Annotated in this window: 15 protein-coding genes and 1 pseudogene; 1 reads left to right on the top strand and 15 read right to left on the bottom strand. The window is 70.4% G+C overall.

Translation table 11 applies throughout. The annotated features are described in order from the left end of the window. Positions 1-23: 23 nt before the first annotated feature. The 8 genes from BSY19_RS17235 to BSY19_RS17200 all read right to left on the bottom strand — a co-directional run bounded on the left by BSY19_RS17235 (position 24) and on the right by BSY19_RS17200 (position 7,350). Positions 24-1,838: an SLC13 family permease gene (locus tag BSY19_RS17235; protein WP_069055218.1), complete on the bottom strand. Its 1,815-nt coding sequence runs from the start codon at positions 1,836-1,838 to the stop codon at positions 24-26. A 62-nt stretch (positions 1,839-1,900) separates the two neighbouring features. Beyond that, complete coding sequence (locus tag BSY19_RS17230; RefSeq protein WP_069055217.1) at positions 1,901-3,532, bottom strand: complex I subunit 5 family protein; 1,632 nt, start codon at positions 3,530-3,532, stop codon at positions 1,901-1,903. Further along, entirely contained in the window at positions 3,529-5,049 is a 1,521-nt protein-coding gene (locus tag BSY19_RS17225) for a complex I subunit 5 family protein (RefSeq protein WP_069055216.1), read from the bottom strand. The genes BSY19_RS17230 and BSY19_RS17225 overlap by 4 nt, the downstream gene beginning before the upstream one ends. Continuing rightward, entirely contained in the window at positions 5,046-5,396 is a 351-nt protein-coding gene (locus BSY19_RS17220) for an NADH-quinone oxidoreductase subunit K (protein ID WP_069055215.1), read from the bottom strand. Before BSY19_RS17220 ends, BSY19_RS17225 begins: the two co-directional genes overlap by 4 nt. Further along, a complete protein-coding gene (locus tag BSY19_RS17215) occupies positions 5,393-6,331 on the bottom strand; it encodes a hydrogenase subunit MbhD domain-containing protein (protein ID WP_069055214.1) in 939 nt (312 codons plus the stop codon). Before BSY19_RS17215 ends, BSY19_RS17220 begins: the two co-directional genes overlap by 4 nt. Next, positions 6,328-6,618, bottom strand: coding sequence for a cation:proton antiporter (locus BSY19_RS17210; RefSeq protein WP_069055213.1), 291 nt, complete (start codon positions 6,616-6,618; stop codon positions 6,328-6,330). The genes BSY19_RS17215 and BSY19_RS17210 overlap by 4 nt, the downstream gene beginning before the upstream one ends. Then, positions 6,618-6,905: a monovalent cation/H+ antiporter complex subunit F gene (locus BSY19_RS17205; RefSeq protein WP_069055212.1), complete on the bottom strand. Its 288-nt coding sequence runs from the start codon at positions 6,903-6,905 to the stop codon at positions 6,618-6,620. Before BSY19_RS17205 ends, BSY19_RS17210 begins: the two co-directional genes overlap by 1 nt. After that, entirely contained in the window at positions 6,898-7,350 is a 453-nt protein-coding gene (locus BSY19_RS17200; protein ID WP_210184383.1) for a Na+/H+ antiporter subunit E, read from the bottom strand. The genes BSY19_RS17205 and BSY19_RS17200 overlap by 8 nt, the downstream gene beginning before the upstream one ends. A gap of 433 nt (positions 7,351-7,783) precedes the next feature. On the opposite strand from BSY19_RS17200, the gene BSY19_RS17195 reads away from it, so the two are divergent. Further along, positions 7,784-9,517, top strand: coding sequence for a metallophosphoesterase family protein (locus tag BSY19_RS17195; protein ID WP_069057197.1), 1,734 nt, complete (start codon positions 7,784-7,786; stop codon positions 9,515-9,517). Between the two features lie 113 nt (positions 9,518-9,630). Here BSY19_RS17195 and BSY19_RS17190 read toward each other — a convergent pair whose 3' ends face one another. The 7 genes and pseudogenes from BSY19_RS17190 to BSY19_RS17160 all read right to left on the bottom strand — a co-directional run bounded on the left by BSY19_RS17190 (position 9,631) and on the right by BSY19_RS17160 (position 19,487). Continuing rightward, positions 9,631-10,686 (bottom strand): AI-2E family transporter, encoded by a 1,056-nt coding sequence (locus tag BSY19_RS17190; protein WP_069055210.1) that lies wholly within the window; start codon positions 10,684-10,686, stop codon positions 9,631-9,633. 5 nt (positions 10,687-10,691) lie between these two features. After that, entirely contained in the window at positions 10,692-11,729 is a 1,038-nt protein-coding gene (locus BSY19_RS17185; RefSeq protein WP_069057196.1) for a patatin-like phospholipase family protein, read from the bottom strand. Between the two features lie 73 nt (positions 11,730-11,802). After that, positions 11,803-13,527: a hypothetical protein gene (locus BSY19_RS17180; protein ID WP_236840385.1), complete on the bottom strand. Its 1,725-nt coding sequence runs from the start codon at positions 13,525-13,527 to the stop codon at positions 11,803-11,805. A 52-nt stretch (positions 13,528-13,579) separates the two neighbouring features. Further along, positions 13,580-14,056 (bottom strand): annotated as a pseudogene (locus BSY19_RS28395) (DUF1269 domain-containing protein); the annotation flags it as partial. Between the two features lie 63 nt (positions 14,057-14,119). Then, a complete protein-coding gene (locus BSY19_RS17170; protein ID WP_236840384.1) occupies positions 14,120-15,241 on the bottom strand; it encodes an efflux RND transporter periplasmic adaptor subunit in 1,122 nt (373 codons plus the stop codon). A gap of 26 nt (positions 15,242-15,267) precedes the next feature. Next, positions 15,268-18,357: an efflux RND transporter permease subunit gene (locus BSY19_RS17165; protein ID WP_069055208.1), complete on the bottom strand. Its 3,090-nt coding sequence runs from the start codon at positions 18,355-18,357 to the stop codon at positions 15,268-15,270. Further along, complete coding sequence (locus BSY19_RS17160) at positions 18,354-19,487, bottom strand: efflux RND transporter periplasmic adaptor subunit (protein ID WP_069055207.1); 1,134 nt, start codon at positions 19,485-19,487, stop codon at positions 18,354-18,356. Before BSY19_RS17160 ends, BSY19_RS17165 begins: the two co-directional genes overlap by 4 nt. Between the last annotated feature and the right edge of the window lie 131 nt (positions 19,488-19,618).

Below are 19,618 nucleotides of genomic sequence, written 5' to 3'. Positions count from 1 at the left end.
AGGGCTGGTGGGAACCCTGCCCCTCAGAACCGCCAGATCAGCGGCACGTAGAACACCGCCATGACGAAGAACCAGATCATCAGTGGCAGGCCGAGCTTCCAGTAGTCGCCGAAGGCGTAGCCGCCCGGGCCCATCACCATCAGGTTGGTCGAGGTCGCGATCGGCGTCATGAAGGAAGCCGAGCCCGCGATGCACAGGCTCATCAGGATCGGGCGGGGCGAGACCCCCATGCTGGTGGCGGCGGCCATCGCGATCGGGATCACCAGCATGGTGGTGGCGGTGTTGCTCATGATCTGGCCGAGGCAGGCGGTGAGCAGGAACAGGCCGGCGAGGAAGACCGTCGGCCCGCCGCCTCCGGTCAGCGCCACGAGCTGGCGCGCGACGAGATCGGCGGCGCCCGACTGCACCATCGCGATCGAGAGCGGCATCATCGCGCCGATCAGGATGATCGTAGTCCAGTGGATGGCGCGATAGGCCTCCTCGACCGAGAGGATACCGGCGCCGATCAGCGCCAGCGCGCAGAGCATCGCCGCGACCGCAGGCGGCACGAGGCCGGTCGCCAGCAGCAGCACCAGCGCGCCGAGCGCAGCCAGCGCGACGCCGGCGCCCGCCCCCATTGGCACGGCCTGGCGGCGGACGAGATCGGGCGAATCGACGACAAGCACGTCGGCATCCGCCAGCCGCAGGTCGAGCGCCTTCCAGCTGCCCTTGAGCAGCACCGTGTCGCCGGCCTGTAAGGTTGGATCGGCCGGATCGAGATCGACGCCGCCGCGCTGGACCGCGAGCACGATCAGATCGCCGCCCTCGGTGGTCATGCCCGGATGCACCGCCTTGCCGATGAAGGCCGAGCGCGGCGGGATCACCACCTCGGCCAGCCCCGTTCTGCGGTTGAGCAGGGCGCCGGCCGCATCGCCGTCGTCGCTGTCGTCGCGCGGCGCGAGATGCGAGGCGGCGCAGAGGCGCGCCACCGCCCCCGCCTCGCCCTTGACCAGAAGGTAGTCGCCCTCGCGGATCGGCTGATCTCCGCGCGCGATGCCGGATGGTCCGGCCTGAACGCTGACGAGATCGATCGCGCCCTCCTGCTGGGACAGGGCCAGCGCAGCGGGGAGCTTGCCGATCAGATCCGAACTCGCCCGCACCCGCAGATGGAAGAAGCCGTCGGTGAGGCCGTAGTGCTCGACCAGGGTCTGCGCGTGCTGGCTGAAATCGGCGGGCAGGCGCGCATTGCCCTGCGCTGGCAGCAGTCGCTTGCCCAGGAGCAGGATGATCAGCATCGTGCCCGCCAGCAGCGGCAGGCCGACGAGCGCGAATTCGGCGAAGCCGAATCCGATGAGGCCATTATCCTCAAGCGCCTCGGAGACGAGGATATTCTTGGGCGCGCCGGTCAACAGGATGTTGGCGCCGGCATGGGCCGAGAAGGCCAGCGGCATCAAGAGCAGCGTCGGCGATTGCCGCAGCCGGATCGCGGCGAGCACCACGACCGGCATCAGTGCCGCGACCGCGCCGCCGCCGCTGATCAGCGCGGTGAGCGCGCCGGCCGCGGCCATGATGATGACGAGCAGGCGGTTCTTGCTCTCACCGGCCTTCGCGATCAGGAACTGCCCGGCCCAGGCAGTGACGCCGGTCTTGTCCAGCGCGGCGCTGACGATGAACAGGCTGGCGACGAACATCACCGCGCGGTCGCCGAAGCCGGCCATCGCCTGTTCCAGCGTAACGACCCCCAGCGCCCAGAGCGACAGCGCCGCCCCGATCGCCACCACGACCACCGGCAGCCGGTTCCAGGCGAAGAACGCGATCGTCACCGCGACGACGAGGGCTGTGCTTTCGATGGCGTTCACGAGGGCGCGTCCAGGGCTTTGCAGCGGGGGGGCCGGTCGGCCGATGATGACTTATGCGGCCATCAGGAAGCCGCCGCCAAGCCAGATGACGAGTCCCAGCAACACGAGCCCGGCCGCTGGCCAGAGCCGCAGCCGCCCGTCGAGCCGCTCGATCGCGGCCGGCAGGCGGGCGAAGCGGGGGCCTGCCGCTCCGCCAGCACCAGAATGTCGCCCTCCGGGACGCGGCCGGCCAGTCCCGCGAAGCGTTTCGCGGCCATGAAGACCACCACACCCAACATCATCGGCCAGACGAGCTTCCAGAGCGAAGGGACGCTCCAGGCGCTGGCGAGCGTGCCGCCCGAAAGGGTCGGGTAAAGCCACCAGGGGATGAGGAACGACGCAGCGGCGATGGCGAGCCACGGCAGGGCTTCGCCCGGCGGGGTGCTCGATGGCGGGTTGTCGGCCGTCTCGCTGACCATGACGGCGATGAAGTGCAGCATCAGCAGCGTGCTGCCGGCCGCCGCGAGCGAGACCGCGATGCTGAGCACGCCGTAACCCAGCATCGGCTTGACCGCGAGCTTGGCGAGCGCGCCGCTGGTCAGGGGCAGGCCGGCGAGGCTGAGCGCCAGCAGCCCGGTCAGCAGCAGCACGGGAAGCCGGCGCGCTCCACCGGTCGCGAACGCGACGCCGACGGCGAGGAACAGCCCGCCCTTCACCAGCGTGTGATGCACGCCGTAATAGGCCGCCAGACCCGGCGCAGACGCATCGCCCGCCGCCAGCCCGGCGCCGAGGATGGCCGCGACGAGGCCCATCTGGCTGACGGTCGAATAGGCCAGGATCGTCTTGGGGCGCCGCTGCGCCACGCCGAGCGCTGCGCCGCCATAGGCCGTCAGGATGCCGGCGGTGGCGAGCACTGCGCCCCAGGCCGGCAGCGGGGCCTCGAACGGCAGGAAGCGGATCAGTCCGATCACGCCGGCCTTGACCAGCACGCCGCTGAGCACCGCCGAGGCCGGCATCGGCGCGGCCGGATGGGCGAGCGGCAGCCAGACATGCAGCGGGATCAGCCCCATCTTGAGCGCGAAGCCCAGCATCAGCAGCGCGATGATTCCGTCGCGCATCGGCGAGCCCGGCAGCGCCGCCACCGCATCGCGGATCAGCGGATTGGGATCGGGCTGTCCGGCCGCCAGCATGACGAAGGCGAAGAGCAGGAAGGCTTCGCCGAGCAGCGCCAGCACCATGTAGACGAGGCCGGCCCGCCTGGCCGCAGCGGTCTGCTCATGCGCGACCAGCCCATAGGCCGAGAGGCTCGCCAGCGTGAACAGCAGGTAGAATCCGGCGATGTCGGCGACGATGAGGACGCCGAGGCTGCCCGCCAGCGTCAGCAGCCACCAGATGCTGAAGGCCGTCAGCCCGGGCTTGCCGCGCAGATAGGAGGCGGCATAGCACCCCGCCGCGCTCCAGAGCAGCGCCGCGCCGCCGAGCAGGATCGCGCCGGGCGGGTCGAGCGCCAGCGCCATCCGGAACGGCACCGGGAAGGCGATGGCCGTGCCGGCCGGCAGGAGCCCGGCCGCCAGCAGGGCGGGTATGGGCGCGAGCCAGAGCAGCCCCGGCATGCGTGTCCGGACGGCGCGCGACAGGCAGGCGGCCGCCAGCGCCAGCGGCGCGAGGAGCGCGGTGGCCAGCAGCAGGCCGGCGGCACCTGCTGCCGCACTCATGGCGACACCGCCAGCGCAACGTCGGGCCGCCCGATCTGCAGCAATCCGAACGGTTCGAGCGGCAGGAAGCCGAGCGCCACGGCCAGGATCGCCAGGACCAGCGGGATGAGCTCGAGCCGCAGCGGGATCGGCTTGCGCAGCAACAGCGGTTCGGCCGGCGTCGCGAGAGCCCGGTCCATGACGCGGAAGACATAACCGCCGGCAAGCAGCCCGCCGGCCAGAATCGTCAGGGCGAGCCAGAGATGCCCGCCGATGGCGGCGGCCGTCAGGAGCAGGCATTTCGCGATGAAGCCGCCGCTCGGCGGGATGCCCATCAGCGACAGCCCCGCCAACCCGAAGGTCGTGGCTGTCAGCGGCAGGACACGGCCGAAGCCGCCGAGATCGCGGATGCGGTCATGGCCGATCGCTTCCGCGACGATGCCCGCCGCCATGAACATCGCCGCCTTGGCGAGCGCATGCGAGGTGAGCTGCAGCGCCCCGCCGGTCCAGGCGATAGTGCCCCAGGGCGCGGTTCCGTCGCCGACGCCGGCCAGCGGAAAGACGATGAAGAGATAGCCGATCTGCGCCACGGTCGAATAGGCGATCATCAGCTTCAGCCGCTCCTGCCGCAGCGCCATGACGCTGCAGAACAGGATCGAGGCCGCGCCGAGCACCGCCAGGACCTGTCCCGCGACGGCGGCCGACCCCGGCGGGGCGATGTCGACGACGAGCCGCAGGATCAGGAAGACCGGCGCCTTGATCACCAGCGCCGAGAGAACCGCGCTGGCGGCGGCGGGTGCCCCGGCATGGGCGGGCGGCAGCCACAGGTGCAGCGGAAACAGCGCCGCCTTGGCGAGCAGGCCGGGGATCATCAGCGCCAGCGCGATCGCCATCGCCGGGCCGTGATGGCTCGCGCTCGCGATCAGCCGGATGTCGAGCGTGCCATAGGCGCCGTAGAGCAGGCCGGCGCCGAGCAGATAGAGCATCGAGCCGAGCAGCGCGAACATCAGGTAGCGCAGGGCTGCGGCCATGGTCTCGCCGCGCCCGTCGAGGCAGACCAGCGGCACGGCGGCGAAGGTCAGGAGTTCGAGCGCGACATAGAGGTTGAACAGATCCTGCGAGACGAAGACGAGGTTGAGCCCGCTCCACAGCCCCATCAGCAAAATCCAGAAGCTCGTCGCCAGGCGGCCGTCGGCGGTTGCGAGGTCGAGCCCGAACAGCTCGCGCGCGAACAGACCCGTCGCCGCCATGACGACGGCGGTGACCGCCAGCATCATCACCGACAGCCCATCGGCGCGCAGCGCAATGCCGAGCGGCGGCTGCCAGTTGCCGAGCACATAGATCAGGGCGGCCTGGCTGCGGACGAGTTGGAGGCCCGTGGCAAGCGCCACAACGAGGCCGAGCGCCAGCGCGATCAGCGCCACCAGGCGGGTGTGGCGCGGGCCCAGCACCAGCATCACGAGTGCGGCGGCCGCCGGCAGCATGACGGCCAGCACCAGCAGCAGGCCGCCGGGTGTCGCCGCATAGGCCGGCGTCATGCGTCGCTCCGCGGCGGCGTCGCCGGCGTCGTGGCGTCGAGCGATGCGCTCCCGGTCAGCGACGCCAGGCGCCGCAGCAGCGCGACCGCCAGGGCGGTCGCGGCGAAGGCGACGACGATGCCGGTGATCACCATGGCCTGCGGCACCGGATCGCCGCCGAGCCCCATCGCCGCCCCGCGGCGCGCGACCGCCCCGAAGACGAGGAAGATGCCCGCGCCGAGGATGTTGAAGCCGATGATCCGGCGCAGCAGATCGGGATGGCTGACGATGCCAAACAGGCCGATGCCGACGAGCGCGGCGCCGCACAGGCCAAACAGCGACGCCGATGTCAGGGCCAGCGCGCTCATGATGCGGGCGCTTTGTCCGGCGGGCCGGCCACGAGCAGGGCGAGCGTGCCCGCGATCGACAGCGTCAGCGCCGCCTCGATGCCGACGATCAGCGGCTTGGCGATGGCCTCGGGATAGGACAGGAACCCTTGCGCGGCCGCGACGCCGAGGAAGCCGACCAGCACGAACAGCGCCGGCCCGCCCGCCAGCATCACCCGCAGCACTCTCGCCTGCGTCGGTGGCGCCGGGCGCAGGCCGGCCAGCATCACGAGCAGCGCCATCGCGGCCAGGATCGTGCCGGCCTGGAAGGTGCCGCCGGGCAGATCCGCGCCGACCCAGACCTGGTAGACCGCGATCAGCACACCGAAGGGCGGCAGCACCCGCGCCAGAAAGACCAGCGGCTCCGGGATGATCGCCGGGCGCAGCTGCGAGGCCCCGCCCCAGGCGGCGTCGCGGCTCAGCGACCAGACACCGACCAAAGCGAGGATCAGCACGATCTTCTCCAGCAGCGTGTCGATGGCGCGGTAGGCCAGCAGCACGGCGGTGACGGGATTGCCGAGCCCCGTCGTCTCCAGCGACGCGACGGCCTGATGCGCGAGGCTCGGCGCCGGCCGGGGAAAGGCGAGCACGACCGCGCCCAGCGCCAGGGTGACGAGGCTGCAGGCGATCGCCGGGGCGAGCCAGCGCCGCGGTTCGGCCCGGGCCATCGCCTCGGGAGGGATTTCGCGCGCGAGATGGGCGTGGGCGCGCAGCAGGAGCATGCCGGTCAGGCCGCCGCCGATCGCGGCCTCGGTCAGCGCGACATCGACCGCGGCCAGCCGCGCCCAGCCGATGCCGAGCAGCAGGCCGAAGGCGATGAAGGCGAGGATCGCGCCGCGGCCGTCACGGGTCACGACGACATGCAGCGCCAGCGCGATCAATCCTGCGACCAGCGCGATGTCGAAGACGAGGCTCATGCCTGCGGCTTCCTTCGGGCGGCGATGCCGGCGATCAGCTGGCTCGCGGTCGCGGCCGAGAGCTGCGCCAGAAGCCAGATGCAGACGAGCTTGACCCCGCCCATCAGGCTTGTCTGCAGCGGCAGCAGTCCGAGCACGATCAGGCCGAGGCCGAGATTATCGGCCTTGCTCAGCGCGTGCAGGCGGCTGAGCGTATCGGGAAAGCGCAGCAGCCCCAGCGTTCCCGCCAGGAACAGAAGGGCGCCGGCGACGACGCAGACCAGCGTGAAGGCGTCAGAGAGCCCCATCACGCGGGCTCGTCGGGTTTCGCGGCGTCTCCGGGGCGCTCGCCCTCCCCCAGCGTGAAGGCCGCGCAGGAGAAGGCCGACAGCAGGACCAGCAGCAAGGCGACATCGGCCAGCGCCGGCTGCGCCGTGGCCGCACCGAGCAGGAGCAGCGTGGCGGCGCCGCCGGTGCCCAGCAACTGCACCGCCATCAGCTTCTCGATCGCGATCGCGGAGCGCAGCACGATCACCAGCCCGGCGGCGCTCGCCAGCAGGACGAAGAGGGCGATGAGGGTCAGGCTCTCAGGCACGGGAGCGATCTCCCGGCAGGATGCGCAGGAAGGCCGCCTCGTCGGCGGCGAGTTCGGCCGCGACGGGTGCGTCGCTGTCCAGGCAATGCACGCGCATCTCGCCGCTCGCCGCGCAGGACACAGGCAGCTTGCCCGGCTGGAGGCTCATCACCGCGCAGAGCGCGCCCTGCGCCATTCCTGATCGCAGGCCGGCGCGGTAGGTCACGATGCCCGGCGTCATCGCGATGCGCCGGGCGAAGGCGCGCCTGGCGACGTCGAGCCCCGCCACAACCGCCTGCGGCAGGAAGCGCAGGACGAAACGCAGCAGTCCCGTCGGCGACAGCCGGCTCTCCGGCGGCCAGAGCGGGATGCTGGCCCAGGTCGCCGCCGCTGCCGCGATGAGGCCGACCGGCCAATCCTTGGGGGCCGCGCCGATCAGGACGAGCCAGAGCGCAAAGAAGAGCAAACCTCGTCCCAGAAGGCTGGGCCAGGCGAGGGCTTGGCGCGGTGATGCCGGCGCGGTCATGACAAGGAGAACCTGTCAGCAGGCGCACAGTGCTGCGATTCAGGCCTCCGCGAGCGGCGAGCCGAAGACGAGGCGCGAAAACAATTGGGCGCTCCACTGTACGAAGACGATTTTTGTCTTTGCGTCTTCATGGAAAAACGCGATCTCTTGCCTGATTGCGCAGTATCATCTTGCATTTCGTTCTGCCGTCAGGCTAGCATCCGGGGTTCGGGCGAGCATCTGCCGCCTGTCTCAGTTCTGTGCCCGCCGTCCCATTTTCGGGTGGGCCTTTTCGGGTCGCATCGATGGTTGCTGAGTGTCGTCTGGAAGCGCCCGCCCTCTTGCCGGGCAGCGGCACGGATCGTGCCAGGCCTTGCGCCGCGGCGCCCGGCCGATGCTGATCGAACCGCGCGGCGGCGACGCCGAGGACGACGCCAGCAGCACCAAGACGCATTCGCTGCTCGCCATCGCCGGCACGCTGCTGGGCGAGATCAACCTGCCCAAGCTCGCCCTGGCCTGGATCATCCTGGCGCTGGTGCCCGGCCTCCTGCTCGGCGTCGCCCCGCTGGTGGTGACCGCCTGGTATGACGACGTTGCCGACCGCATCCTGGCGCTGGCCGGCATCGGGCCGGTGCTGGTGCTGGCTGGCCTGACGGCAATCGGCTGGTTCGGCCTGCGGCCGCTGCTGCGCGCCGTCGAACGCAGCTTCTGGTCGCTGATCTCGCTGGCCGTCCAGCCCGGCTATGTGCTCGCCCGCGAGGGCCTGCGTCATCTCGCCGAGCGCTTCCTGGCGGCCGGCGCGAGCGAAGCCAGCCGCGCGCGGCTGCGGGGGCTGACGGCCGTCGCGGCGGGCCTCGGCGCTGCGCTGATCGCGCTGGCGATCACGGCGGCCGTCTGGCCGGCGACGCGCTGGTCCGGCGAGGTCGCCGATCTGGCCTACCCGTTGCGGCTGGTGCGGCCGGCGCTCGCCAACACCATCGCCGTGATGAGCGCTTATTTCGCCGGGGCCGCGCTGCTCTGGGGCATCGCCGACGGGACGATGGACCAGCCGCGCGACCTCGAGCGTTTCGACGAGGCCGCCTCATCCGACAGGGTGTGGCGGGTGGCGCATCTCTCGGACATCCATGTCGTCGGCGAGCGCTATGGCTTTCGCATCGAGAGCGGCCGGGCCGGCCCGCGCGGCAATGACCGCTTGGCCCTGGTGCTGGCGCGGCTCGCAGCGATTCATGCCACCGCGCCGCTCGATCTCGTGCTGATCAGCGGCGACATGACCGATGCCGGCCGCTCGGCCGAATGGGGCGAATTCCTCGACGCGCTCGCCCGCTATCCCGAACTGGCGGCGCTGACCCTCGTCCTGCCCGGCAACCACGACGTCAACATCGTCGACCGGGCCAATCCGGCGCGACTCGAACTCCCCGGCAGCCCGGGCAAGCGCCTGCGCCAGATGCGGACCCTTTCGGTGACGGAGGCCGTGCAGGGCGGGCGCGTCCATGTCGTCGACAAGACGGCGGGCCGGATCGGGCCGACGCTCTCGCAGCGGCTCGCACCGCATCGCGCTGCGATCGCGGCCTTCGCCGATGCGGGTGGCCTGCGCCTGTCACGGGGGCTGTCGGCGATCTGGGAAGCGTCCTTCCCGATGGTGCTGCCCCCAGCGCAGCCCGATGGCCTCGGCGTGGTGCTGCTGAACTCGAATGCGGAGACGCATTTCTCCTTCACCAATGCGCTCGGCCTCGTGGCGGAGGAGGACATGCAGGCGATGCTGGCGGCGCTGGCGCAGTATCCCCGCGCGCGCTTCGTCGTGGCGCTGCATCATCACCCGGTCGAGTATCCGCAGCAGGCCAAGGCCTTCTCGGAGCGGATCGGCACGGCGCTGATCAATGGCAGCCGCTTCGTGCGCCTGCTGAAGCCACAGGCCCACCGGCTCGTGGCGATGCATGGTCACCGCCATATCGACTGGATCGGCCGCTGTGGCCCTCTGCGCATCGTCTCGGCGCCCTCCCCGGTGATGGAGGCCACGCATGACGAGCCGACCGCCTTCTACATCCACCGGCTCGGCGCGCGCGTCGATGGCGGGCTGGCGCTGATGGCGCCGGAGCGGATCGAGATTGGGCCGGCCGCTGGCGCTTGAAGCGATCCCTTCGTCATTGCGAGCGTAGCGAAGCAATCCAGAAGGGCTCGCTCGACGTCCTCTGGATTGCTTCGCTGCGCTCGCAATGACCGAACCGTGACAGGCTCGCGCCCTCAGACCTTGACGACGTCGTTGGCCGGAACCGGCTCGGGGGCGCCCGAGCCGAACAGTTCGGCCACCCAGAGGCTCGCGGGATGCTGAGCGCAGAAGGTCAGCAGCGCGATGGTGACGGGCACGCCGATGAAGGCGCCGAACACGCCCCAGAGATAGGCCCAGAAGAACACCGAGAACAGAACCAGCGTCGGTGACATTGACAGCGCGCTGCCTGCGACACGCGGTTCGATATAGCTGCCGACGACGAACTGGATCAGGTTCAGGCAGGCGAAGACCGCGACCACCGCCTGCCAGGAGCCGAACTGCGTCATGGCGAACAGCGTCGGGAAGACGGTCGCCACCAGCGGCCCGAGGAAGGGGATGTAGTTCAGCGAGAAGGCGATGAAGCCCCACTCTGCCGCCAGCGGCAGGCCCACGGCCGTGGCGAAGCCCCAGACCAGCACGCCGGTGATCAGGCTCATCACGGTCCGCACCGCCATGTAGCGATGCAGCTTGGCGGCGGTCTGCAGGCTGCCGCGCAGGAGCACATCGCCGACGAGGCGGTTGCGCATGCCCTTCAGCTTGCGCCCGAAATCCTCGACCTCGAGCAGGCCGAGGATGACGTAGACCAGCACCACCAGCCAGAAGCTCATCGTGGTGTTGAGCCGGCCGCTGATCGTCTGCGCCATGCGCAGCATCCAGGCGACGTTGAAGTTCTCCGCCCAGAGCCCGGTCACGGCGATGCCATGGCCTTCGAGCCAGAGCGTCGCCTGGTCGTAGAGCTGCTGGAACCGCGTGGCATCGGCCGCGATCCAGCGCCCGACCCGGCCGAAGGCCCAGACGATCAGCGAGCCGAAGGCGACGAAGGCCAGCACCATGACGACGATGCTGATCGCCAGCGCCAGCATGCGCGGCAGGAAACCCTGGAGGCTGCGCTGCAGCGGCCAGACCAGCGCGATGATGAACAGCGCGAACGCGACGGGGGCGAAGACGGAACTGGCGACCGACAGGGCCGCGACGACGAGGATGACCGCGACCAGAACCTGCGCGCCTTGATGAATCCTGCCGCTGGTCATTCCGTTCACACGCCCTGCGTCAGTTCATCGAGGTCGAGCGTCGAGCGCTGGCCGAGATCGTCCCTGTGCGCGCGGTAGAAGGCTTCCGCCGACTGCCGCCCCTCGGCCCGCAGCATGGTCAGGAACTCCCATTCCGCGTTGAGCTTCGAGGAATAGCCGAGCTCGGCCATCCTGTCGCTGGTGACCCGGTGGATCCGCATCCCGGCCCAGCGCGCGCCCTCGCGGTCCTTCGGATTGGCGCTGTTGCGCAGCAGCGCCATCATCCGGAGTTCCTTCAGGAGGACGCTGTTGAAGGAGACCTCGTTGAGGCGGTTGAGGATGTCGCGGGCGGTGGTCGGCGTGCCCGGCCTCTCGACCGGGTTGATCTGGACCAGGATGGTGTCGAGTGCATCGCTCTCCTGGATCAGCGGTGTCATCGTCGGGTTGCCGGAATAGCCGCCGTCCCAGTAGCCGTCGCCGTCGATCTCGATCGCCTGGAACAGGGTCGGCAGGCAGGCCGAGGCGAGCAGCACCTGCGGCGTGATCTCGGCGTTGCGGAAGACCCGGCCGCGGCCGGTGCGGACATTGGTGGCGGTGACGAAGAGCTTGATCGGGCCAGCCGCCAGCGCCTCGAAGTCGATCACCTCGGCCAGGATGTCTGCCAGCGGGTTCGCTCCGCCGGGATTGAGGCTGTAGGGCGAGACGACGCGGGACATCATGTCCATCGCGACGAAGAGCGGCGAGTTGTCGAGCGTCCAGCGCCCGAGCAGGACATCGAGCGGGCTGCGCTGGAACGGGCTGAAGCGCGCCGCCTCCGAGGTCTTGCGCCAGAACGCCTCCAGCGCCTGCCGCGCGCCCTCGCGGCCGCCCGTGGCGAAGCCCGAGGCCAGGACGGCGGCGTTCATCGCACCGGCCGACGTGCCCGAGATCGCGCTGATCGTCAGCCAGTCCTCCTCGAGGACGCGGTCGAGCACGCCCCAGGTGAAGGCGCCATGCGCGCCGCCACCCTGGAGCGCCAGATCGATCACCAGCGGCTGTCGCGCCGCCCGGGTTCCCTCGGTCACTGCCGCCGTCTTGGCTGCCGTCTTCGCCGTCCTGCTCACCCGTATCCCCTCGCCGCCTTGCGTCCCGGCCCGATCATGGCGATTTCACCAGGCCGGAGAAGCCCGCCACCGCCAGCAGGCTCAGCGCCCAGCCGACGATCGCCTGAAGATAGAAATAGCTGATCGCTACCCGCCCGTGACGGCCCACCGGGTTGGGCCGCCAGAAGGCCTTCTGCCCGAGATCGAGCACGGGCAACAGCGTGTCGAGCGAATAGAACCACGGGTTGAATTCGGGGTAGCTCGAGGCCTCGCCCTGCTCGCGATAGCAGGCGAGTTGCGTCTGACCCGGCGCGGCGCGCCCTTGCGCAGCCTGGGGCGCGGCGCCGAGGAGCCTTTGCTGGGTGCGCTCGACGCCGCAGAGCGTCCATTCCGGCGCGCGCAGCACGACGGCGCTGTTGGGCTTGAAGGCGCCGGCCCGCTCCGCCATCGCGAAGATGCCGACGCCCATGAGCCAGAACAGGATCAGCCAGACGAAGGCGAGCAGGGGCTGGCGGCCATAGACGAGAGTGGCCGCGAGGAAGCCGTCCGTCACGGTCAGCGCCGCACGCCAGAGCGGGTTCTTCGCCCGCGCCCGTCGCGCCCGTCGCTGCAGCCGCTCCTTGACGATCAGGACGGCGCGCGCATCCTCGCCATGGCCCATCTCGCGGAAGACCGCGGCGAGCTGCTCATAGGGCTGCGGCCAGAAATCCTCGCCCCAGCGTTCGGGCGCCTGTCGCGAGAGCCAGTCGAGCCGGCTCGCCGCATCGACGGGCGCCGCGATGAAGGCGCCGTAGCGGCAGCGGTTGAGCAGCAGGTCCCCGGACGCGGGCCAGGATGCGATCTCGTCATGGATGGTGCCGATCGAGGCGCCGGTCATCGACAGCGCGCCCGCGATGGAAGCCTCGCCGCGCAGGAAGAAGGCGCCCTTGATCGCGCAGCGGCTGATGTCGAGCGCCATCGCGCCGGCGTGGGTCAGCGTCGCGCCGCTGGCATCGAGATCGCCGCCGATCACCGAGGCCACGAGCCTGACCTCGCCTGCGGCTGCAGCCTTGCGCAGCACGACGCTGCCGCCGATCTCGACCTCCGTGCCATCGATGGCGAGGCTGTCGGCACTGTCGATGCGGGCGCCGGCGGCGTCGAGATCGGCCGAGATCCGCGCGCCCGATATGGCGAGGCCGCCGCGCAGCGTTGCCCCTCTCAGCAGAAGGTTGCGCAGTTCGATCGCGTTGGCGTCGATCGCATGGCCGCTGGCGACGCGGATCGTCGCGCCGTCGCATTCGAGGTTGCCGCCGAGATGCGACTGCGAGACGTTGATCTCGCCCGTCACCTGGGCGCCGCGCAGATAGACGCCGCCGCGCGCCTCGAGCCGTTCGGCCTCGAGACCGGGCAGCGATGAGCCGTCGAGAAAGAGGCGGTTGATGATCGCGGCGCGCAGGATCGGCGTCGCCTCGAAATGGCAGTCGATCAGGCCGATGTCGCGGAAGACATGACAGGCCTCGAGGTCGAGCGTGTCGACGATCCAGGCTCCGGTGATGCGGATGCCCTTCTCGTGCGGCCGGCAGCCGGGTTCGCCGCCGAGCATCAGGAACCGCAGGAAGGCGGCCCTGACGACGCGGCTTGGGTCGGGTGCGGTCGGGCGGCTGCCGTCGCCGAGGCGGTCATAATTGCCGCTGAGCAGGCGGGCGACGACCTCCTCCTCGGCCGGCAGGAGCGGCTGGAAGTCGGCGAGCCGGGCGGTCGCGAGCGTCCATTGCGCTAGCTCCGCCAGGGGGCCGCCCAACCCGGGCGCGATCATGTGGCGGCCGGCGCAACCGTCTCGCCGGGGCCGCGGCGGCGAGCGCCTCGCGCAGTGCCGCTTCCTTGGTCTCGTCGAAGGAGGTGCTCATCAGCGTGCCGCCGCTGCCGCGCAGGTCGGCCAGGACCTTGTCGGTCGTCATCTTGCGGATCAGCAGGAACAGTCCCGCCGTGTTCGGCTGCAGCGCGGCGGCCGCATCCTTCATGAACTGGTCGTTGATGCCGACATCGGTCAGCTTGCCGCCGAGCGCACCCGACGCCGCGCCCAGAGCCGTGCCCAGCAGCGGCGCCATGAAGATGAAGCCGATCAGCGTGCCCCAGAGCGCGCCCGAGGCCGCGCCGGTCGTCGTCAGGTTGATCAGCTGGTTGAGCTTGATCTGGCCGGCCTGGTCCTTGACCACGACGACGGCGTCGCCGAGCTCGATCAGATATTCGCGCTGCATCGCCAGGATCTTCTGGCGGACCTCCTCGGCCTTCTGCTCGGTCGGGAAGGCGATGAAGACCAGATCGCTCATGGGAGATGTCCTTCGGTTGAAAAGGGTGGTCGCCGCAGCGGCGGCGATCGCGTGACGGTCGCGTCAGCCCGGCGCCCTGGCGGCAGCGGTCGCCGCGCTGCGCGCAGGCGGCAGCGGCTTAACGCGCTGGCCGGGATGGAGCGCCTGAACGCCGGTCGCGACGATGGTTTCGCCCGGGACGAGCCCCTGCGAGACGACGACGTGGTCGGGATCGAAGCGCAGAATGTCGATCGGCCGCAGGCTGACCGTCGAGGTCTTGGGATCGACGATCCAGACCGCAGCCCCGCGGCCTGAGGTCGTGAGGGCCTTGGCGGGGATCGACATGATCCGCGCCGAGGTCGTCTCGACCGAGCCGACCACCGTCGAACCCAGCCGCATGGCCTCTGGGGGATCCTGCAGCCCGACGCGGACCTGGAAGGTGCGGGTGACGGGATCGGCCTGCGGCGCGATTTCGCGGATGCGCCCGCTGGCGCTGACACCCGGCGCCTCGGCGAGCACGACGCGGACGACCGGGTCGCCCGTCTTGCCCTCGAGCACCCGCGCCGGCACGGCGAAGACCGCATCGCGGCCATCCTCGCGGGCGATCTGGAGGATCGGCTGCCCGGGCTGGACGACCTCGCCGGGCTCGGCGCTGCGCACGGTTACGACGCCGGCGACATCAGCGCGCAGATCGGTGAAGCCGAGCCGGTCGCGGGCCTGTTCGAGCTGGGCCTCGGCATTCTCGAGCGCGGCCTGGGCGGTCTCCTGCGCCTTCTGCGCGGCATCGAAGCGCGGGCGCGTGGTGAAGCCCTGCCCCATCAGCCGCTCCTGCCGCTCGAAGGTGCTGCGCGCGGTGACGACCTCGCCGCGCGCGGCCTCCAGCGCCGCTTCGGCGGCGGCGACGGCGTTGGTCTCGATCGTCCGGTCGAGCTTGGCGACGATCTGCCCGGGCGCGACGCGGTCCCCGACATTGACCGGCCGCTCGGCGATCCGCCCGGCGATCCGGAAGGCGAGCGACACCGTCTTCTCGGCCTGGATCTCGCCGGAGAGCTCGACCCCCGCGGTGAGCAGGCTGGCCTCGACCTTGACGACCTGAACGGGTCGGCCGGCCTGGGGCGGCGCCTTCTCGGCGCGGTCGCAGCCAGCGAGTGCGAGCAGCAGCGGCAGGCCGCAGAGCGGCAGGAGCGGCCGCGTGCGACGGAACAAGGCGCGTCTCGGTGACGGAGGACGGGTCATCGCGCAGCCGCTCCCACTGTGTCGGGCGCAGCGCCCTGCGCCGGTTCGGCGCCGGGCGAATGCCCCCCGAAAACGGTGACGTAGAGCACCGGCAGCAGGACGAGCGTCAGCACCGTCGCAACCAGGAGCCCGCCCATGATCGCGAAGGCCATTGGCCCCCAGAACACGGTGGGCGCGATCGGGATCATGCCCAGCACGGTCGAGACCGCGGTCAGCATGATCGGGCGGAAGCGCGTCGAGGCGGCGTCGAGCGCGGCCTGGGTGATGCTCTTGCCGGCCGCGCGCTCGGATTCGATCTGGCTGATCAGGATGACCGCGTTCTTGGTGATGATGCCGATCAGGGCGAGCACGCCGAGCAGGGCGACGAAGCCGAGCGGCTTGCCGGACAGCAGCAGCGCGCCGACCACACCGATCATGCCCAGCGGCGCGATGCTGATCACGATGGCGAAGAGCTTGAAGCTGCGCAGCTCCGCCATCAGCACGGTGAACATGATCAGCAGCATCACCGGCACCACGGCGATGACCGAGGCCTGCGATTTCGCGCTCTCCTCGACCGTACCGCCCGTGGCGATGTCGTAGGCGGGCGGCAGCGTCTTTCTGAGCGCCTCGATCCCGGGTGCCAGCGCGCTGACGACCGTCTCGGGCAGAACGCCGGGCTTGATGTCGGCGGCCACCGTCAGCGTCGGCACGCGGTCGCGACGCCAGATCAGCGGCGCGTCGAGATCGTAGCTGAAGGTGACGAACTGCGAGAGCGGCACGGAACGCCCGCCGGGCAGCGCCACCTGCATCGTGCGCAGCGTGTCGAGCGAGATGCGGTCTGACCCTTGAGCCCGCACGACGACGTCGACGAGGTAGATGTCGTCGCGCAGCTGCGTCACCACGGTTCCCGAGACGACCGTGTTCACGATCGCGGCGAGGGCCTGCGAGCTGAGGCCGAGGCGGCGCGCCTCGTCCTGATCGACCCGCAACCGCAATTCGCGCGAAGGCTCGATCCAGTCGAAATTGACCTGGTCGGTGTGGGGATTGCCCGCCACGACCTGCGCCAGCTTCATCGCGATGCCGCGGACCTCGGCGATGTCGGGGCCCGTCACGCGGTACTGCACTGGCCAGCCGACCGGGGGACCGAGTTCGAGCGGATAGACCCGCGCGATCAGGTTCGGGAATTCGGTGGCCAGCCGCGCCTCGAGCTTCTTCTGCAGCCGGTCGCGGGCGGCGACGTCCTTGGCGACGATCACCGCCTGGTTGAAGAAGTCGTTCGGCAGCTGCGCGTTCAGCGGCAGGTAGAAGCGGATCGCGCCGCGCCCGACATAGGTGCTCCAGCGGGCGACGTCGGGATCGTCCTTCAGCGCCGCGTCGAAGCGCTTCACCAGGGCCTCGCTGGCATAGATCGAGGCGTTCTGCGGCAGCGTCATGTCGACCAGCAGCTCGGTCCGGTCGGAAGCCGGGAAGAATTGCCGCGGCACCAGCGGCAGCGCCAGCATCGACGCCGCGAACAGGCCGATGGTGACGGCGATCGTCAGCCAGCGCACCCGGATCGCCCCCGACAGCATCGCCCGGAAGCCCTGCTCGATCCGCCCGGGACCCGTCGCCTGCCCGGAGGATTTCGGCGCGACGAGCAGCGCCATGCCGAGAACGGGCGCGAAGATCACCGCGACGAACCAGGAGACGACGAGCGCGATGCTCACCACCGCGAAGAGCGAGAAGGTGTATTCGCCGGCCGAGCTGGCGGCGAAGCCGATCGGCACGAAGCCGGCGATCGTCACCAGCGTGCCCGCAAACATCGCGACCGCATATTTCTCGAAGGCGAAGGTCGCGGCCTTGGCCTTCTCGTCGCCGGCGGCGAGGCGCGTCACCATCGCATCGGTCGTCGTCATGGCGTCGTCGACGAGGAGCGCGAGCGCGATGATCAGCGCGCCCAGCGAGATGCGCTGCATGTCGATGCCGATGACGTTCATCACCGCGAAGACGACGGCCAGTGTCAGCGGGATCGAGAGCGCCACCACCAGACCCGGGCGCACGCCGAGGCTGATGAAGCTGATCACGAGGATGATCCCCACCGCCTGCCAGAGCGAGCTCATGAAGTCGGCGATCGCCTCGTCGACCGTCACCGACTGGTCCGCGACCAGCCGCGGCTCGATGCCGACGGGGAGGTCGGCGGTGATGCGGGCCATGGCCTTCTTGATGTTGGCGCCCAGCGCCAGGATGTCGCCGCCCTCGCGCATGGCGATGCCGAGGCCGATCGAAGCCTGGCCGTTGACGCGGAACATCGGCTGCGGCGGGTCGGCGAAGCCGCGCTTGACGGTGGCGATGTCGGCCAGGCGCACCATGCGATCGCCGACCGGGAAGTTGATCTCGAGCAGGTCGGCCTCAGACTGGAAGGCGCCGGAGACGCGGATCGAAAACTTCTCGTCCTGCGTCTGGACCACGCCGGACGGGCGCACGACGTTCTGGGCCTGCAGGGCGCCGAGCAGCGCCGAGCGCTCGATGCCGAGATTGGCGAGCTCGCGCACGGAGAACTCGATGAAGATGCGCTCGTCCTGCGCGCCGATGACCTCGATCTTCGAGACGTCGGGGACGAGCAGCAGCCGCGAGCGGGCGGCCTCGACATGGTCGCGCAGTTCGCGCCCGGTGAAACCATCGGCGGTGAAGCCGTAGATGATGCCGAAGGTGTCGCCGAAACGGTCGTTGAAGAAGGGTCCGATCGTGCCGGCCGGCAAGGTCTGGCGGATGTCGGCGACGAGGTTGCGGACCTTGAACCAGGTTTCCTGGACCGCATGGGCCGGGACGTCCTGCTTCAGGTTGACGAAGATCGTCGTGCGGCCCGGCGTGGTGAAGCTGCGGACGAAATCGAGCCCCGGCGTCTCCTCGATCTGGCGCTCGAGACGTTCGGTGACCTGGCTGAGCGTGTCCTCCATGGTCGCACCCGGCCAGGCGGCGACAACCACCATCGACTTGATGACGAAGGCCGGATCCTCGTTGCGGCCGAGCTTGACGAAGGCGAAGACGCCGGCGGCCACCGCCACGATCATGAGGTAGATCACGACCGAGCGGCTCTTCAGGGCCCATTCGGAAAGATTGAAGCTCATCGTGCCTCGGTCCCGGACAGGCGCACGCGCTGCCCTTCCTTGAGGAGGTTGGCGCCCGCGGTGACGACGATGTCGCCGATCGCCAGCCCCTTGGCGACGATCGCGGTGGCAGGGTCGCGCGAGACGAGTTCGAGCCGGCGCAGCGAGACGGTCAGCGCCGTCGGATCGACGACCCAGACCCCGGTGGCCGGCCCGCGCTTGGTCAGCGCCGTCGCGGGGATGGCGATGCCGGAGGCCTCGCCGCCGCGGATCGAGCCCGACACCGTGGTCCCGAGCCGGAAGGCGGCCGGCGGATCGGCCAGGCCGACGCGGACACGGAAGGTCCGCGTGACCGGATCGGCCTGGGGCGCCACCTCGCGGACATGGCCGCGCACGCTGACGGCGGGGTCGCTGGCGAGCGCGACATGGATCGTGGCGTCGGCGGGAATGGCGCGGATCGATTCGGCCGGCAGCGCGAACACGGCGTCCCGTCCGTCGCGCCGGGCGAGCTGGACGATCATGCGGCCGGCCGCGACCACCTCGGCCGGCTCGGCGCCGACCCGGGTGACGACGCCCGGCGCATCGGCCTTGAGGGTGGTGAAGGCGACGATGTCCTCGGCGGTGCGCACGCGGGCGCGTGCCGCCTCGACCTGGGCACGCGCGGCGGTGCGCCCCTGTTCGGCGGCCTCGAAGTCAGCCTGGGTGGTGATGCCGCGCGCCAGGAGATGCTCCTGCCGCTGATGCTGGTTCTCCGCCTTGCGCAGCGCGCCCTCGGCAGCCGTCAGCGCCGCTCGGGCCGCGCGCAGGTCGTTGAGCTCGTTCTCCGGATCGAGGCGGGCGACGACCTGCCCCTCGGCCACCGTCGCCCCGACGCCGACGAGGCGCTCCGCCAGGCGCCCGCCGATGCGGAAGGAGAGCGAAGCCTGATCCTGCGCCTCGACATGGCCAGTGAAGCCGAGATCGGCCAGCTTGCGCGGCGCCTCGACCGTGGTGGTGCGCACCGTCCGGATCACCGGCGCGGGCGCGGTCTCGCTCTCGCGCTGGCAGCCCGCGACCCCGAGGAGCAGAAGAGCGAGCACCACCGCGCTGCCGCCAGGGCGGTAGCGGCTGTCGTGACGTCCCGAGCCGTCTTGCCGATTGGGCTTTCGCATCAGTCGTTCACTCGCATCGCGACTGTCCGTTGCACGCAGGAGACGAGAACCGCCTCCGAGGCACCCGGCGAGCGCCATCGCGCCCCGTTTCCGAGCGTTGGTCGGAAAGCTAGCAACACCGTCACCGGGCC

It is taken from the genome of Bosea sp. RAC05 (assembly GCF_001713455.1).
Classification (GTDB): Bacteria; Pseudomonadota; Alphaproteobacteria; order Rhizobiales; family Beijerinckiaceae; genus Allobosea.
This window is presented reverse-complemented; position numbering and strand designations above follow the sequence as displayed.